The sequence below is a fragment of the Pseudarthrobacter sp. B907 genome (assembly GCF_040137805.1).
In the GTDB taxonomy this organism is placed as follows: domain Bacteria; phylum Actinomycetota; class Actinomycetes; order Actinomycetales; family Micrococcaceae; genus Arthrobacter.
In genome coordinates this window covers 1-16,233 of record NZ_JBEEQE010000015.1, presented here as the reverse complement: position 1 = coordinate 16,233, position 16,233 = coordinate 1, and the positions used below count along the sequence as shown (strand labels likewise).

The window sequence follows — 16,233 nt, the reverse complement described above, 5'->3', positions numbered from 1 at the left end:
CCACCATGAGCACCCAGACCCGCGAGACGACCTCGATGTCCGACGCGCAGGGCAAGGCCGGCACCCTGATCGAGGCGCTGCCGTGGATCCAGCGCTTCGCCGGCACCACGATGGTGATCAAGTACGGCGGCAACGCCATGGTCAACGACGAGCTGCGCCGCGCCTTCGCCGAGGACGTCGTCTTCCTGCACCACGTGGGGATCCACCCGGTGGTGGTCCACGGCGGCGGCCCGCAGATCAACGCCATGCTCGGCCGGCTCGGCATCGAATCGGAGTTTAAGGGCGGCCTGCGCGTCACCACGCCCGAGGCCATGGACGTGGTCCGTATGGTCCTGACCGGCCAGGTGGGCCGTGAACTCGTGGGCCTGATCAACTCGCACGGCCCCTACGCCGTCGGCATGTCAGGTGAGGACGGCGGGCTGCTGCGCGCAGTGCGCACCGGCACCGTCGTCGATGGAGAAGAGGTGGACCTGGGCCTCGTCGGCGAAGTCGTCGGCGTGAACCCGGAAGGCATCCTGGACATCATCGCGGCCGGCCGGATCCCGGTGATCTCCACTGTCGCGCCGGAAATCCACGACGACCGCTCCACCACCGGCCAGGTGCTCAACGTCAACGCGGACACGGCCGCGGCCGCCGTCGCGTCCGCCCTGGGCGCCTCCAAACTGGTCATCCTGACCGACGTCGAAGGCCTCTACGCCAACTGGCCGGACCGCTCCTCGCTGATCTCCTCGCTCACGGCCTCGGAACTGCGCGAGATGCTGCCGCGCCTGGAGTCCGGCATGATCCCGAAGATGGCGGCCTGCCTGAAAGCCGTTGACGACGGCGTCGAACGCGCGCACATCGTGGACGGCCGGCTGCCGCACTCGATGCTGCTGGAAACCTTTACGACCGCCGGCATCGGCACGCAGGTCGTCCCGGACGAGGAAGTGAACGCACAGTGAGCAGCACCGAACTTAACCATTCCGCTGCGGAGGCCCCCATCGCCGGCTCGGCCCCCACAGCTTCCGTTATGACTGGAAAGAGTAGCGGCGCGCAGTGGCTGTCCCGCTACTCTTCCTCGCTGCTGGGCGTCTTCGGCACCCCGCAGCGTGTGCTGGTCCGGGGCGCCGGCTGCCTCGTCTGGGACGCCGACGGCAAGGAGTACCTGGACCTGCTCGGCGGGATCGCGGTCAACGCCCTCGGCCACGCGCACCCGTTCGTCACCTCGGTGATCTCCAGCCAGCTCGCCACCCTGGGCCACGTCTCCAACTTCTTCACCAGCCCCACCCAGGTGGCCCTGGCCGAGAAGCTGCTGGAGATTAGCAAGGCGCCCGCCGGGTCCAAGGTATTCTTCGCCAACTCGGGAACGGAAGCGGTCGAGGCGGCCTTCAAGCTCGCCCGGCGCAATGCAGGCACGGACCAGACGCCGCGCACCAAAATCATCGCCCTCGAGGGCGCCTTCCACGGCCGCACCATGGGCGCCCTCGCGCTGACCTCCAAGGAGGCCTACCGTGCACCGTTCGCGCCGCTGCCCGGCGGCGTCGTGCACGTGCCGTTCGGCGACATCGAGGCGCTCCGCGCCGCGATTGACGACACCACCGCCGCCGTCTTCCTCGAACCGATCCAGGGCGAAGCCGGCGTCCGCCCGCTGCCCGCCGGCTACCTGAAGGCGGCCCGCGAGGCCACCACCGCCGCCGGCGCGCTGCTGATCCTGGACGAGGTACAGACCGGCATCGGCCGCACCGGCAAGTGGCTGGCCAGCGAGGACGCCGGGATAGTCCCCGACGCCGTGACCCTCGCGAAGGGCCTCGGCGGCGGCTTCCCGATCGGCGCCCTGGTGACCTTCGGCCCGGAGGTGTCCGCCCTGCTGTCCGCCGGCCAGCACGGGACGACCTTTGGTGGAAACCCGGTGGCCACCGCGGCGGCCCTGGCCACCTTGCACGTGCTGGAAAACCAGCAGGTGCTCGCCCACGTCCGGGCGGTGGGGGAGCACCTGCGCTCCGGCCTCGCCGGAATCGACGGCGTCACCGAGGTCCGCGGCGAGGGCCTGCTGATCGGCTTCGACCTGGACGCCGACGTCGCCCCCGCCGTCGTCGCCGCGGGACTCGACGCCGGATTTATCCTCAACAGCCCCGGCCCGCACACCATCCGGCTCGCGCCGCCGCTGATCCTCTCCAAGGAGCAGGCCGACCGCTTCCTCGCCGCGCTGCCGGCCCTCCTCCGGACCGCAAAGGACGCCCAGTGACTGCCTCCATGAATGCAACTGAAACGTCGGCAGGACCTACCCGCCACTTCCTCAAGGACACGGACCTCACCCCGGCCGAGCAGGCCGAGGTCCTGGAGCTCGCGGTCCGGATGAAGGCCGCGCCCTACAGCGTCCAGCCCTTCGCCGCGGAGGGCAGCGGCCGCAAGACCGTGGCCGTGATCTTCGACAAAACCTCCACCCGCACCCGCGTCTCCTTCGCCACCGGCATTGCGGATATGGGCGGCAACGCGCTCATCATCAACCCGGGCGAGGCGCAGATCGGCCACAAGGAATCGGTCGAGGACACCGCCAAGGTCCTCGAACGTATGGTGTCCACCATCGTGTGGCGGACCGGCGCGCACGCCGGCCTGGTCGCGATGGCGGAAAACTCCGGCGTCCCGGTCATCAACGCCCTGTGCGACGACTACCACCCCTGCCAGCTCCTGGCCGACCTGCTCACCGTCAAGGAGAACAAGGGCGAGCTGGCGGGCCTGACCATGAGCTACCTCGGCGACGCGGCCAACAACATGGCCAACTCCTACCTGCTGGCCGGCGTCACCGCCGGCATGCACGTGCGCATCGCCGGCCCGGAGGGCTACCTGCCCGCCGCGGAGATCGTCGCCGCCGCCGAGGAACGCGCCGCCAAGACCGGCGGCTCGGTGCTCGTCACGGTCGACGCCGCCGAGGCGCTCCGCGGTGCCGACGTCGTCGCCACCGACACCTGGGTGTCGATGGGCCAGGAGGACGAGAAGGAAGCCCGGCTGCAGCTGTTCCGCGAATACTCCGTCGACGAGGACGCGATGAAACTCGCCGCCCCCGACGCCGTCGTGCTGCACTGCCTGCCGGCCTATCGCGGCTACGAAATCGCCGCCGGCGTGATCGACGGCCCGCAGTCCGTAGTCTGGGACGAGGCCGAGAACCGGCTGCACGCCCAGAAGGCCCTGATGGCCTGGCTCATGCACCGCTCCGGCCTGGCCGTGGTTGAAGGACTCGGCTAATGTCCGTCCAGCCTGCCGCCCAGGGGGCCAGCCCGGCCACCAAAACGGCCCGGCAGGCGCGGATCACCGCGATCCTCACCGGCGAATCCGTCCGCTCGCAGGCCGAACTCGCGGCGCTGCTCGCGGACGACGGCGTCCAGGTCACCCAGGCCACGCTCTCCCGCGACCTCGTGGAACTCGGCGCCGTCCGGGTCCGCGGCAAGGACGGCGTGCTCGTGTACGCCGTGCCGGGGGAGGGCGGCGAACGCGGCGCCAAGTCCGGGGTAACCCAGGAAATCCTCGACGCCCGGCTCGCGCGGCTCTGCGGCGAACTGCTCGTCACGGCCGAGGCGTCCGCGAACCTCGTGGTGCTCCGGACCCCGCCGGGGGCCGCGAACTTCCTGGCCCTCGCCATCGACCACTCGGTGATGCCCTCGATCCTCGGCACGATCGCCGGGGACGACACCGTGCTGCTGGTCACCCGTGACCCGGCCGGCGGCGCCGCCGTCGCCGCCCGCTTCCTGCAGCTGGCCGAAGAAGCCGGCCAATGACCTTCCCCGTGAACTTTCACCAGACAACCAAGAACCAACAACTAAGGAGCATTTGAAGTGACTGAGCGTATTGTGCTGGCCTACTCCGGTGGCCTGGATACTTCCGTAGCCATCGGCTGGATCGGTGAAGCGACCGGCGCCGAGGTCATTGCCGTGGCGGTCGACGTCGGACAGGGCGGCGAGTCGCTGGAGACCATCCGCCAGCGTGCCCTGGGCTGCGGCGCCGCCGAGGCCTACGTGGCCGATGCGTCGGACGAGTTCGCCAATGAATACTGCATGCCCACGCTGCAGGCCAACGCCCTCTACCAGGGCCACTACCCGCTGGTCTCGGCCATCTCCCGCCCGGTGATCGTCAAGCACCTGGTCAAGGCCGCCCGCGAATTCGGCGCCACCACCGTGGCGCACGGCTGCACCGGCAAGGGCAACGACCAGGTCCGCTTCGAGGTCGGCATCCAGACCCTGGGCCCGGACCTGAAGTGCATCGCCCCGGTCCGCGACCTCGCCCTGACCCGCGACAAGGCCATTGCCTTCGCCGAGGAAAAGGGATTGCCGATCGAGACCACCAAAAAGAACCCGTACTCGATCGACCAGAACGTCTGGGGCCGCGCCGTCGAAACCGGCTACCTCGAGGACATCTGGAACGCCCCCACCAAGGACATCTACGACTACACCGCCACCCCGGAATTCCCGCCGGCCCCGGATGAAGTCACCATCTCCTTCGAAGCCGGCATCCCGGTCGCGATCGACGGCGTCAAGGTCACCCCGCTGCAGGCCATCAAGGAACTGAACCGCCGCGCCGGCGCCCAGGGCGTCGGCCGGATCGACGTCGTCGAGGACCGCCTCGTCGGCATCAAGTCCCGCGAAATCTACGAGGCCCCCGGCGCGATGGCGCTGATCACTGCGCACAAGCACCTCGAGGACATCACGATCGAGCGCGAGCAGGCCCGCTTCAAGGCGACCGTCGGCCAGCGCTGGGCCGAGCTGGTCTACGACGGCCAGTGGTTCTCCCCGCTCAAGCGCTCCCTGGACGCCTTCATCCTGGACACCCAGCGCTACGTCTCCGGCGACATCCGCATGGTGCTGCACGGCGGCCAGGCGATCGTCAACGGGCGCCGCTCCGAGACCTCGCTCTACGACTTCGACCTCGCCACCTACGACACCGGCGACACCTTCGACCAGTCGATGGCGCGCGGCTTCATCGAGCTGTGGGGCATGTCGGCCAAGGTTGCCTCCGGCCGCGACATCCGCGTCGCCGGTAAGTAATGGCGTCCGCAACCAACGAAGGTGCGCTGTGGGGCGGCCGGTTCGCCGGCGGCCCCGCGGACGCCCTTGCGGCGCTGAGCAAGTCCACGCACTTCGACTGGCGGCTGGCCCGCTACGACATCGCCGGGTCCAAGGCGCACGCCCGCGTGCTGCACACGGCCGGGCTGCTGGACGACGCCGAACTCGCGGGCATGCTCGACGCCCTGGACCGGCTGGATGCGGACGTCGCCTCCGGCGCGTACACCCCGGCCGAGTCCGACGAGGACGTGCACGGCTCGCTGGAGCGCGGCCTGATCGAGCGCGCCGGAACCCAGCTCGGCGGCAAGCTCCGCGCCGGCCGGTCCCGCAACGACCAGGTCGCCACCCTGGGCCGGATGTTCCTGCGCGACCACGCCCGGATCATCGCCCGTGGTGTGCTCGCCACGATCGACGCGCTCATCGGCCAGGCCAAGGCCCACCAGGGCGTGGCCATGCCCGGCCGCACCCACCTTCAGCATGCCCAGCCGGTCCTGCTCAGCCACCACCTGCTGGCCCACGCCTGGGCGCTGCTGCGCGATGTGCAGCGGCTGGAGGACTGGGATAAGCGCGCGGCGGTATCGCCCTACGGCTCCGGCGCCCTCGCCGGGTCCTCGCTCGGCCTGGACCCGGAGGCCGTCGCGGCGGACCTGGGCTTCAACTCGGCCACCCACAACTCGATCGACGGCACCGCCTCCCGCGATGTCTTCGCCGAGTTCGCCTGGGTCTCGGCCATGATCGGCGTGGACCTGTCCCGGGTCTCGGAGGAAGTGATCCTGTGGGCAACGAAGGAGTTCTCCTTCGTGACACTGCACGATTCCTACTCCACCGGCTCCTCGATCATGCCGCAGAAGAAGAACCCGGACGTGGCGGAGCTGGCCCGTGGCAAGGCCGGCCGGCTGATCGGCGACCTGACCGGGCTGCTCGCCACCCTCAAAGGCCTGCCGCTCGCTTACAACCGCGACCTGCAGGAGGACAAGGAACCGGTCTTCGACGCCGCCGACACCCTGGAGCTGCTGCTTCCGGCCGTGTCCGGCATGATCGCGACGCTGAAGTTCAACACCGAGCGGATGGAATCGCTGGCACCCCAGGGCTTCGCGCTGGCCACGGACATCGCCGAGTGGCTGGTCCGTCAGGGCGTGCCGTTCCGCGAGGCGCACGAGCTCTCCGGCGCCGCCGTGAAGCAGGCCGAAAGCCGCGACGTCGAACTCTGGGACCTCACGGACGAGGAATACGCCGCCATCTCGGAGCACCTGACCCCGGAGGTCCGCACGGTCCTGTCCACCGATGGCTCGCTCAACAGCCGGAACTCCCAAGGCGGCACCGCGCCGGCCGCCGTCGAGCGCCAGCTGCTGGCCCTCGAAGGCGAGCTCGACGCCGTCCGCGGCTACGCGGGCTAGCAACCAGACGCTCCCTCACTTCGGACGGCGTTTCCACTGACGCTCCTGCAATTCCTGCAGGAGCGTCGGTGTGTTTCCTGCCAAAGGTGAGGGAGCGTTGTGCGTTCGCGGCCGAACAGCACTCGGTAGCATGACGGGATGAGCGAATCGTTCCGCCAGTTCCTGCGGTCCCTGCCCGATTTCCCGGAGGTACTCCCTGACTTCGACCCGGAAACGGCGCCCGAGGACCCCGCCGAGCTGTTCCGGCAGTGGCTCGCCGAAGCGCTGGCCGCCGGGGTTCCGCAGCCCAACGCCTGCAGCCTGGCTACCGCGGACGGGCAGGGGCGGCCGTCCTCGCGAATGCTGATCCTCAAGGACATCGACGCCGACGGCTGGCACTTCGCTACCTCCCGCGAGTCCCGAAAGGGGCGGGAGCTGAGCGCCAACCCGAATGCGGCGCTCAACTTCTTCTGGCAGCAGCAAGGCCGCCAGGTCCGCGTTGCCGGGGACGTGGTGGTGCTCTCCGCGGAGGCGTCCGCCGCCGACTGGCACGCCAGGCCCGGCGCCGACGGCAGCGAAAATCCAGCCTGGCAGCTCTATGCCTTGCGTCCGAAGGAGCTGGAATTCTGGCAGGCCCGGCATGACCGAGGGCACATCCGGCACCGCTACGGGCCGCGCTGAACGGCAAGCCCAGTTAATCAGGGTTAATCCGGGCGCTCAGTTAGGATGGGCGCCATGACTTCAATCACCCCGGAAAACCTGCCGGACGAACTCCGCCGCGCCGCCGACGTCGTGACCGGAATCGCCGCGAAACTAACGGACGCGGACGTCACGGCCGCCTCGGAGCTTCCCGGTTGGACCCGCGGCCACGTCCTGGCCCACGTCGCCGGAATCGCCAACGCGATGGCCCGCCAGCTCGAATACGCGGCACGCGGCGAAAAGATCGAGCTCTACGACGGCGGCTTCGAGGGGCGCAACCGCGCCATCGAACTCAGTGCCGGCCACGGCGCCGAGCAGCACCGCGGCGCCGTGACCGCCGCCGTCGGCCGCGCTCTGGCAGCGTTCGGCGCACTCGACACGGCAGGCTGGCAGGCGCCCATCACCTTCCGAGACGGCGTGGTGTTCGACGGCGGCCTGGCGCTCTGGCGCGAACTCACCATCCACGCCACCGACCTCGGCACGGGCCGCGGACCGGAAACCTGGAGCCGCCACTTCTGCGAGCACCTCTTCGAATTCCTGGCCGCCCGGGTGCCGGAGGGGGAGAGGTTCGTGCTGCAGCCGCTCGGCCTGCCGTCCGTCGCGCTCGGCGCCGCGGGCGGGCGCTCGACCGTAATCAACGGCATGCTCACAGATATCGCGGCGTGGCTCGCCGGGCGCACCCCCACCCTGGGCAGCCTGCGCGCCACGGCCGCAGCCGACGGCGTTGAGCTGCCGGCGCTGCTGCCCTGGCCCGCGGGTGTCCCCGTGACCAAGTAGGCCCACTCGAGCCAGGGGTGCTTGATTAGGCCTGCGGCACCGGCGCCAGCTGCCGTTCGCGGGCCAGCAGGCTCTCCTTGATCGCCAGCCCCCAGCGGAAGCCGCCCAGGCTCCCGTCGGTGCGAATCACGCGGTGGCACGGCACAAACAAGGCGGCCGCGTTGAAGGCGCAGGCACTGGCCGCTGCCCGGACCGCCTTGGCGTTGCCCGAGAGTTCCGCGTACTCGGTGTACGTCACCGGATGCCCCGGGGCGACGGTCCGGAGCATGTCCCAGGCGTGGCTGCGGAACGGACCGGATTTCTGCAGCACCGGCACGTCCATGGCGGCCCCGGGGTTGCCGGCGTAGAACTCCTCGACGGCGGCCGAGATCCCGCCCAGCTCCGCGACCGGTTCGTAGCCGCCGGGGAGCAGCTCGGCGTGGATTTGGCCGGTGAGTTCGCCGGGCACCGCGGTCCAGCCGGAGGCCAGCACGGCGCCGTCGCGGGCGATGATGGTGAACGGGCCGTCGGGCGTGTCCATGGTCAAGAGCTGGGCGTTCATTGCGTCACTTTCTTCGGGGAGAGTTTCTTGATGCGGGCTGCGGACTGGGCCGCGGCGGCCGCGCGCCAGAGGTGCATGGTGGCGTAGGAACGCCAGGGGCTGAGCTCCCGGAAATCGGGCGAGAGCGGAACGGGTGGCAACGAATCCGGGGCGAGCATATCCGGGGCGGCCGCCTGGGCGAGCGAGCGGATGCCGTTACGGACCGCCGCGTCGTTGGCCAGGAACACATCAGGGGCGCCGATCACCCGCATCGCGACGTACCCCACCGTCCAGGGTCCGACGCCGGGCAGCGGCAGGAGCTTGGCCTGCAGCCCGGCCAGGTCGTCGCCGTAGCCGAAGTCCAGCTCACCCGCGGCCATCGCCGCCGCGGCGCCGCGGATGGAATCGATCCGGCGCAGCGGCCCGCGGAGCAACTGGAACCCGCCGTCCGCGATCTCGGCCGCCGTCGGGAAGATCCCGTGCAGTCCGTCCGCGGGCACCAGGCTCGCGCCGCCGCACGCGGAAAGCTGGACCAGGGCCGTCCTGGCCGCGGCCACGGTGATCTGCTGGCCGATCATGGCGCGGATCAGCAGTTCCTGCGGATCGACGGCGCCCGGCATCCGCATCCCCGGCACCGCCGCGACACTGGCCGCCAGGCGCGGGTCGGCCCCCAGCGCCCCGTCGATGGCGACCGGGTCGGCGTCGAGGTCCAAAAGGCGGCGGACCCGGCTTAGCAGCGAGGCCAGGTCCCGCAGGTCCACGGCGCCGATGCTGAGCCTGATCGGGCGCCCGGGAGCGTCGGCTTCGTACTCCACGCGGAAGCGGGCGTCCCCGTGGGCCAGCCGAAGCGTCCGGGCGTACGAGGTGGACGTGCCTTCCTCGATGCCGGGGATGGCGCGGACGGCCAGGAACTCGAAGACGCCCGGATTGAACGGCTCCCGGTAGGGCAGGTTCAGCGTCAGGGCCGTGGAGGACGCCGCGGTCCGGGCCGGCGCGTGCTGGTGCCGGGCTGTGGCCCGCAGCTCCGAGGGGGTCATGGCGAAGACTTCAGCGATGGTCTCGTTGAACTGGCGCACGCTGCTGAACCCGGCGGCGAAGGCGATGTCGGCGGCCTTCATCGGGGTGGAGACCAGCAGGGTGCGGGCGGTCTGGGCGCGGCTGGCCCGGGCCAGGGACAGCGGGCCGGCGCCGAGTTCGTGGCTGAGGATCCGGTTGAGCTGGCGCGAGGAGTAGCCCAGCCGGGACGCCAGCCCCTCGACGCCGTCGCGGTTGATCACGCCGTCGTTGATCAGCCGCATGGCGCGGCCGGCAAGGTCCGAGCGAAGGTTCCAGGCCGGCGTGCCGGGGACGGCCTCGGGCAGGCAGCGCTTGCAGGCCCGGTAGCCGGCGTCGTGCGCGGCAGCGGAGGTCTCATAGAACGTGACGTTGTCCGCCTTGGGCGTCCGTGCGGGGCACGAAGGCCGGCAGTAGATGCCGGTGGTCCGGACAGCGGTGTAGAACTGCCCGTCGAAACGGGTGTCCCGGGCGTCGATCGCCCGGTAGCGCTGCCAGAAGTCCATGGCTCCATCCTGCCAGCTTCCAGCCGGTCACTGCTAGCGGAAATCGGACACGGCCGTGGAGGCCCGGCCGCAGCCGGCCGCCGTGGGTTTGTTAAAGTCGGAGGATGGATTCGCGCCTGACGCCTGACGCCCTGCGCGGGCTGCTGTCCGCCGACGCCCGCACCGTGGCGCCGCAGCTGCTCGGCGCGGTGCTCACACACGAAAGCCACGGCGGGACGGTGGCAGTGCGGATCACCGAGGTCGAGGCCTACCTGGGGCCGGAGGACTCGCTCCACCCGGATCCCGGCTCGCACACGTTCCGAGGCCAGACCCGCCGGAACGCCCCGATGTTCGGCCCCGCCGGCCACCTCTACGTGTACTTCACCTACGGCATGCACCACTGCGCCAACATCGTCTGCGGACCCGAGGGGGTAGCCTCCGCCGTGCTGCTGCGCGCCGGGGAGGTCGTAGCGGGGGAGGAGCTGGCCCTGGCCCGGCGACCGACGTCGAAGGCCCCCAAGGACCTGGCCAGCGGCCCCGCCCGCTTCGCCACCGCCCTGGGACTGACGACGGCGGACAGCGGCCGCGACGCGCTCGGTGCCCCATTCCGGCTCGAGCTGCCGGACAAACCGTCGACAGAAATTAGCTCCGGGCCGCGGGTGGGCGTCTCCGGCGCCGGCGGCACCGACGACTACCCCTGGCGCTTCTGGCTCAGCGGCGACCCGACCGTCTCCCGTTACAAGGCCGCGAAGGTCCGGACGGCGTAACCGGCAGGAACCGCAAACGGGGCCAGACGGGACCGCAGGCCCTCGCGCACCCCGGGCCACTCCCCGGCAAGGATCGAATAGACGGCGGTGTTCGAGCGCCCGCCGTCCTGGTCAGCCCGGTATCCGCGCAGGACCCCCTCGAACTGGGCGCCCAGGCGCTGGATCGCGGCGGCGCTGCGCGCGTTCGTGGCGTCGCAGCGGAAGCCGACACGGTGCACTCCAAGCACCTCGAAGGCGTAGCCAAGCAGCATGTTCTTACTCGCGGCGTTGACGTGGCTGCCCCAGAACTGGCGGCCGAAGAACGTGCCGCCGATCTCGATCCGATTCTGCGTGGGGAAATAGTCGCAGAGCGAGGTGGCGCCCAGCAGCGCCCCGGTCCGCTGGTCCGTAACGGCGAACGGAATAACGGATGGGTCCTTGAGCCGCGCTCGAAACAAATCGGCCAGCTCCGCGGCGTCCCTCGGCCGGGCCGCGGCCATGCCGGCCCACAGCTGCGGATCCACAAAGTCAAAGAGCGCCGACGCGTGCCGCGGCGAAAGCGGAACCGCGCAGACGCCGTGGCCGGACAAGGAAATGTCGTGCTGCATTGCAGTATTGAATCACCGCGCCCGGACCCGGGAAACGGCAAAACGGAGCCCTCCTCATGAACAGTTGGCAACGCCCGGGTGGCCGGGCGTGCTGCCCGGCCCGACCCGCGGCTTGGCCACCGCGTAAGGTGGACGGGTGAATCCAAGCCGACACGTACCCCAAACCAACCCCGCCGGGCAGCCCGGCCAGACCGCCCCCAGCGCCGCCAGCGTGCCGGTGCAGGAGCTGATTGCCAGCCTGTGTGCCACCGTCCCGGACTATCCCAAGCCCGGCATCGTCTTCAAGGACCTGACCCCGGTCTTCGCCGACGGCGGCGCGCTCAAGGCCATGGTGGACGCGCTGGTTGAGCCCTTCCGCGGACAGTTCGACGCCGTCGCCGGCGTGGAAGCCCGCGGCTTCCTGCTCGCCGCAGCCGCGGCCTACGCGACCGGGACCGGGGTCGTCACCGTCCGCAAGGCCGGCAAGCTGCCGCGCGAGGTCGTCTCGGAGGACTACTCGCTGGAGTACGGCACCGCCACCCTGGAGCTGCACAGCGCGGATCTGGTGCCGGGCACCCGGGTGCTGATCCTCGACGACGTCCTCGCCACCGGCGGCACGCTGGGCGCGGCCGCCCGCCTCTTCGAACGCTGCGGCGTCGAGGTGGCCGGCGTCGGTGTGGTGATGGAACTCGCCGAACTGAACGGACGCGCCGCCCTGGCCGGACACCGCGTCCACTCCCTGCTGGGCCTGTAGCCGGAAGCCGGGCGGCACGCCCCGGCCTCCGGGGCCTTGGTCTGGACGGGTGCCGCCGCCTCGGTAGAATGCCTGACAAAAAGTGCAGCCGGAAGAAAACCGACATATTTCGGGAGCGTTAACCGAAATCGCTGTAGAATGGTTGGTCTGTCTTTTTCGATAGGGGAACGCTCGATGCACGACGCTGATTTGGCCCATGAACGCGACTATGTGGCCGGCTTGTACGCCCGGCTGGATGAGCTGCGGGCGGAAAAGCGCGCCCAGCTGGCCCAGGTCCGCCGTGCCGGCGCCGTGGGCACCATGCAGAACGTCTCCGAGCGGGACGCGTTCGCCGCACTCTACGAGGACCGCCTGGCCCAGCTCGACGCGGTCGATGACCGCCTCGTGTTCGGCCGCCTCGACCTGGACTCCGGCGAGGCCCAGTACATCGGGCGGATCGGCCTGACCACGGAGGACCTGCAGCGGCTCATGGTGGACTGGCGGGCCCCCGAGGCCGGCCACTTTTACCAGGCCACGGCTTTCGACCGGCAGGGCGTGCGCCGCCGCCGGCACCTGATCCTGCAGGGCCGCGAGGTCAAGGCGATCGAGGATGACGTGCTCGACGCCGACCTGCTGGCGGACAACGACTCCCTGCAGGGCGAGGGCGCACTTCTTGCCGCGTTGAACTCCAAGCGCACCGGCCGGATGTCGGACATCGTCGGGACCATCCAGTCCGAGCAGGACCGGATCATCCGCTCCTCAATCTCCGGCGCCCTGGTGGTCCAGGGCGGGCCCGGCACGGGCAAGACCGCCGTCGCGCTGCACCGCGCGGCCTACCTGCTCTACACCCACCGGGACCGGCTCAAGACTGCCGGCGTGCTGCTGGTAGGCCCGTCTTCGTCGTTTATGAATTACATCGAACGGGTGCTGCCGTCCCTGGGTGAGACCGGTGTTGTTATGGCCAGCCTGGGCCGGCTGATGCCGGGCATCCACGCCGTCGCCGAGGACGACGCCGATGTCGCGGCGATCAAGGGCCGGCTCGACATGGCCGAGGTGGTGGCCAACGCCGTCGCCAACCGGCAGCGGATCCCGGCCGAAAACCGCATCCTCGAGGTGGACGGCCGCAAACTGGTGCTGACGCCGCGCCAGGTGCGCCGTGCCCGGGAAAAGGCGCGCGCTACCGGCAAGCCGCACAACGAGGCCCGGGTCTCCTTCGTCAAGATCCTGCTGCGGGAACTCACCGAGCAGATGACCGAGCTGGTCGAGGCCGGCAACATCGGCAACAACGCCGACCGCTCCTACCTCGCCGAGGACGTCCGCTCGGCGAGGGACGTCCGCGTGGCCCTGAACCTGTGCTGGATGCCGATGACACCGGAAAAGCTGGTGGGGGAACTGCTCAGCAAGCCCGCCATCCTGGCGGCCTGCACCCCGGACCTCAGCCAGGCCGAGCGCGACTTGCTGCTGCGGCCCGCCGGTTCGCCGTGGACCGAGGCCGACGTGCCGTTGCTGGACGAGGCAGCGGAACTCCTTGGTGAACTGGACCCGGCCGCCGGCCGCGGCCTGGCCCAGCAGGAGCACGACCGAGCCCGGGACCTGGCCAACGCCAAGCAGACACTGGTCAACATGGAAACCGCCGGCGTCGATGTGCTGATCTCGGCCGAGGAACTGGTGGACCAGAACCAGGAGCGCGAGGGCCGGCTGACCGCGGCCGAGCGCGCCACGAGCGACCGCACCTGGGCATTCGGGCACATTGTGGTGGACGAGGCGCAGGAGCTGTCGCCGATGCAGTGGCGCCTGCTGGTGCGCCGCTGCCCGTTGAAGTCCTTCACGATCGTCGGCGACATCGCCCAGACCAGCTCGGTGGCCGGTGCCAAGTCCTGGCAGAGCGCCCTGGCCCCGATGTTCGGGGACCGCTGGCAGCTTGAGGAACTCACCGTCAACTACCGCACCCCGGCCCAGATCGCCGAGGCGGCGGCCCGGATGGCCAACGCCGCCGGACTCGTCGTCTCCGCCCCCAAGGCCGTCCGCGACGGCCGCTGGTCGCCGGTGATCGACCGGGTCAAGCCCGGCACCATCGTCGACCGGCTCCTGGAGGTCCTCCCCGAGGAGCTGGACGCGCTCGACGGCGGCCTGCTGGCTGTCATCGCCGACGGCGGGCTCCTGCCGGAGGCCACGGCCGCGCTGCGCGGCGCCTACGGCCGCCGCGTCGGCACAGGCGCGGGCAGCTACGAGCAGGACATCGTGGTGATCAGCCCCCGCGAGGCCAAGGGGCTGGAGTTCGACGGCGTTGTGGTGCTGGAACCGTCCGCCATGCTCAACCACGAACACGGCAAGGTGGGGGATCTGTACGTGGCGATGACCCGGCCCACCCAGCGCCTGCGCCTCATCGCCGCCGCCGGCGTGCCGGCCGGCATCGAAGACGAAGGCCGCGGTCCGCGCAGCTAGCCCCTTGGTGTCCAGCCTTGGGCGTGACGGGACGTGCCGTTCCGTCACGTCCCGGGGAGGGACCTTCGGGCCCGGGCGTTCCTGCTAACTTAGATTCCGTGTCCCAGCTAAATGATCTTCAGTCCCAGCAGAACGACCCCGGCTTCGCCAACATCTGGCAGGAGCTGAAATGGCGCGGCCTCGTCCACGTGTCCACGGATGAGGCGGAGCTGGAGAAGCTGCTCGCCGGCGACCCCGTGACCTACTACTGCGGCTTCGATCCCACTGCGCCCAGCCTGCACCTCGGCAACCTTGTGCAACTGATGCTGATGCGCCGGCTCCAGCTGGCCGGGCACAAACCCCTGGGGCTGGTGGGAGGTTCCACCGGGCTGATCGGCGACCCCCGGCAGACCGCTGAACGCGTGCTCAACACCCCGGAGACCGTGGCCGAATGGGTCGGCCGGCTGCAGGGCCAGGTCCAGCGCTTCCTCAGCTTCGAGGGCGAGAACGCGGCCCGGATGGTCAACAACCTCGACTGGACCGCTCCGCTGAGCGCCATCGATTTCCTGCGCGGGATCGGAAAGCACTTCCGCGTCGGCACCATGATCAAAAAGGACATTGTGGCCACCCGCCTGAATTCCGATGAGGGCATCAGCTACACCGAGTTCAGCTACCAGATCCTGCAGGGCATGGACTACCTGCAGCTGTTCCGCGACTACGGCTGCGTGCTGCAGACCGGCGGTTCGGACCAGTGGGGCAACCTCACCAGCGGCACGGACCTGATCCGCAAGGTGGAGGGCAACCACGTGCATGCCCTGGGCACCCCGCTGATCACCAACTCGGACGGCACCAAGTTCGGCAAGAGCGAGGGCAACGCGATCTGGCTCGACGCCGAGATGTGCAGCCCTTACGCCTTCTACCAGTTCTGGCTTAACACCGCCGACTCCGACGTCGCCGCGCGGCTCAAGGTCTTTACCTTCCTCAGCCGCGCCGAGATCGAAGCCCTCGAAGCCTCGGTCGCGGAGCGCCCGTTCGCCCGCGAAGGCCAGCGCAAACTCGCCTACGAGGTGACTTCGCTGGTGCATGGCGTGGAAGCTACGGAGAAAGTCATCGCGGCCTCGGCTGCCGTGTTCGGCGGGGGAGACCTGACGGTCCTGGATGCAGCAAGCCTGCAGGCAGCGACCGCGGAGCTGCCGTCCGCCACCGTTGACGGGTCCGGCCTCGGCATCATCGACCTGCTGGTGGCCACCGGGCTGTCCGAAAGCAAGTCCGCTGCCCGGCGGACCGTCGGCGAGGGCGGCGCCTACGTGAACAACACCAAGATCTCGGACCCCGACGCCGTCATCGCCCCCGCGGAACTTCTGCACGGCCGGTTCCTGCTGCTGCGCCGCGGCAAGAAGAACCTGGCAACCGTGGAGGTTTCCGGCGTCTAGCAGGCATGTACCCCGGGCCCGGTTACGTCCCCAGCACGCTCTTCTCCGGCCGATTTGCACGGCCGGAGGGGAGCGTGTAATGTTTTCTGAGTCGCCGCCGCTGAGTGGTGACAAACCCCCAACAAAGAGAAGCAATTCTTCTTGCAGACAATGCGGGAAATCGAAATTGCTTCGAATTTTGCTGGGCGGATTCGCTTCGACGAGGTGAAATTCGGGAAAACTTCCGGGTTTGCAAAGTGGAAATGAATGAAATAAGCTAAATACATCGCAGCGAAGAAAAACGAAGCAAATGAATTCACTAAGTGAATTGTTTCGGCAAATATTCGAATGTGTCTGTTGTTTGAGAACTCAATAGTGTGCCAAGTTT

16 protein-coding genes are annotated in these 16,233 nt (G+C 69.5%); 12 read left to right on the top strand and 4 right to left on the bottom strand.

Going from position 1 to position 16,233, the window contains the following annotated elements; translation table 11 throughout:
• Positions 1–5 precede the first annotated feature (5 nt).
• From argB to ABLI39_RS12970, 8 genes are all read left to right on the top strand, one after another.
• A complete protein-coding gene (argB, locus tag ABLI39_RS13005; RefSeq protein WP_349413843.1) occupies positions 6–941 on the top strand; it encodes an acetylglutamate kinase in 936 nt (311 codons plus the stop codon).
• A gap of 68 nt (positions 942–1,009) precedes the next feature.
• Complete coding sequence (locus tag ABLI39_RS13000; RefSeq protein WP_349413841.1) at positions 1,010–2,224, top strand: acetylornithine transaminase; 1,215 nt, start codon at positions 1,010–1,012, stop codon at positions 2,222–2,224.
• An 8-nt stretch (positions 2,225–2,232) separates the two neighbouring features.
• Positions 2,233–3,222 carry an ornithine carbamoyltransferase gene (argF, locus tag ABLI39_RS12995; RefSeq protein ID WP_349413840.1) on the top strand — a complete coding sequence of 330 codons (990 nt, stop codon included), beginning with the start codon at positions 2,233–2,235 and terminating at the stop codon, positions 3,220–3,222.
• Positions 3,222–3,752 carry an arginine repressor gene (locus ABLI39_RS12990; RefSeq protein WP_138769703.1) on the top strand — a complete coding sequence of 177 codons (531 nt, stop codon included), beginning with the start codon at positions 3,222–3,224 and terminating at the stop codon, positions 3,750–3,752. The genes argF and ABLI39_RS12990 overlap by 1 nt, the downstream gene beginning before the upstream one ends.
• 57 nt (positions 3,753–3,809) lie before the next feature.
• Positions 3,810–5,015 carry an argininosuccinate synthase gene (locus ABLI39_RS12985; RefSeq protein ID WP_349413839.1) on the top strand — a complete coding sequence of 402 codons (1,206 nt, stop codon included), beginning with the start codon at positions 3,810–3,812 and terminating at the stop codon, positions 5,013–5,015.
• Entirely contained in the window at positions 5,015–6,430 is a 1,416-nt protein-coding gene (argH, locus tag ABLI39_RS12980) for an argininosuccinate lyase (RefSeq protein WP_349413838.1), read from the top strand. Before ABLI39_RS12985 ends, argH begins: the two co-directional genes overlap by 1 nt.
• A 138-nt stretch (positions 6,431–6,568) precedes the next feature.
• Positions 6,569–7,090, top strand: a complete 522-nt coding sequence (locus ABLI39_RS12975) for a pyridoxine/pyridoxamine 5'-phosphate oxidase (protein ID WP_349413837.1) — start codon at positions 6,569–6,571, stop codon at positions 7,088–7,090.
• 54 nt (positions 7,091–7,144) lie between these two features.
• Positions 7,145–7,885: a maleylpyruvate isomerase family mycothiol-dependent enzyme gene (locus ABLI39_RS12970; RefSeq protein ID WP_349413835.1), complete on the top strand. Its 741-nt coding sequence runs from the start codon at positions 7,145–7,147 to the stop codon at positions 7,883–7,885.
• A gap of 25 nt (positions 7,886–7,910) precedes the next feature.
• Here the strand turns inward: ABLI39_RS12970 and ABLI39_RS12965 are convergent, their stop codons facing one another.
• Both ABLI39_RS12965 and ABLI39_RS12960 read right to left on the bottom strand, forming a co-directional pair.
• A complete protein-coding gene (locus ABLI39_RS12965) occupies positions 7,911–8,426 on the bottom strand; it encodes a methylated-DNA--[protein]-cysteine S-methyltransferase (RefSeq protein WP_349413834.1) in 516 nt (171 codons plus the stop codon).
• Entirely contained in the window at positions 8,423–9,964 is a 1,542-nt protein-coding gene (locus ABLI39_RS12960) for a DNA-3-methyladenine glycosylase 2 family protein (RefSeq protein WP_349413833.1), read from the bottom strand. The genes ABLI39_RS12965 and ABLI39_RS12960 overlap by 4 nt, the downstream gene beginning before the upstream one ends.
• A 104-nt stretch (positions 9,965–10,068) precedes the next feature.
• Here ABLI39_RS12960 and ABLI39_RS12955 point away from each other — a divergent pair, with 104 nt between their 5' ends.
• Positions 10,069–10,710 carry a DNA-3-methyladenine glycosylase gene (locus ABLI39_RS12955; RefSeq protein ID WP_349413832.1) on the top strand — a complete coding sequence of 214 codons (642 nt, stop codon included), beginning with the start codon at positions 10,069–10,071 and terminating at the stop codon, positions 10,708–10,710.
• On the opposite strand, the gene ABLI39_RS12950 is transcribed toward ABLI39_RS12955, so the two are convergent.
• A complete protein-coding gene (locus ABLI39_RS12950) occupies positions 10,680–11,297 on the bottom strand; it encodes a GNAT family N-acetyltransferase (protein WP_349413831.1) in 618 nt (205 codons plus the stop codon). The genes ABLI39_RS12955 and ABLI39_RS12950 overlap by 31 nt on opposite strands.
• A 211-nt stretch (positions 11,298–11,508) precedes the next feature.
• Between ABLI39_RS12950 and ABLI39_RS12945 the strand changes: the two genes are divergently transcribed.
• From ABLI39_RS12945 to tyrS, 3 genes are all read left to right on the top strand, one after another.
• Positions 11,509–12,030, top strand: a complete 522-nt coding sequence (locus ABLI39_RS12945; RefSeq protein WP_349413923.1) for an adenine phosphoribosyltransferase — start codon at positions 11,509–11,511, stop codon at positions 12,028–12,030.
• Positions 12,031–12,204: 174 nt separating this feature from the next.
• Positions 12,205–14,454, top strand: coding sequence for a HelD family protein (locus tag ABLI39_RS12940; protein WP_349413830.1), 2,250 nt, complete (start codon positions 12,205–12,207; stop codon positions 14,452–14,454).
• Positions 14,455–14,552: 98 nt separating this feature from the next.
• Positions 14,553–15,866: a tyrosine--tRNA ligase gene (gene tyrS / locus ABLI39_RS12935; protein WP_349413829.1), complete on the top strand. Its 1,314-nt coding sequence runs from the start codon at positions 14,553–14,555 to the stop codon at positions 15,864–15,866.
• Here the strand turns inward: tyrS and ABLI39_RS12930 are convergent.
• Positions 15,863–16,233: hypothetical protein (locus ABLI39_RS12930; RefSeq protein WP_349413828.1), on the bottom strand; the 371-nt coding region annotated here is incomplete at its 5' end. The genes tyrS and ABLI39_RS12930 overlap by 4 nt on opposite strands.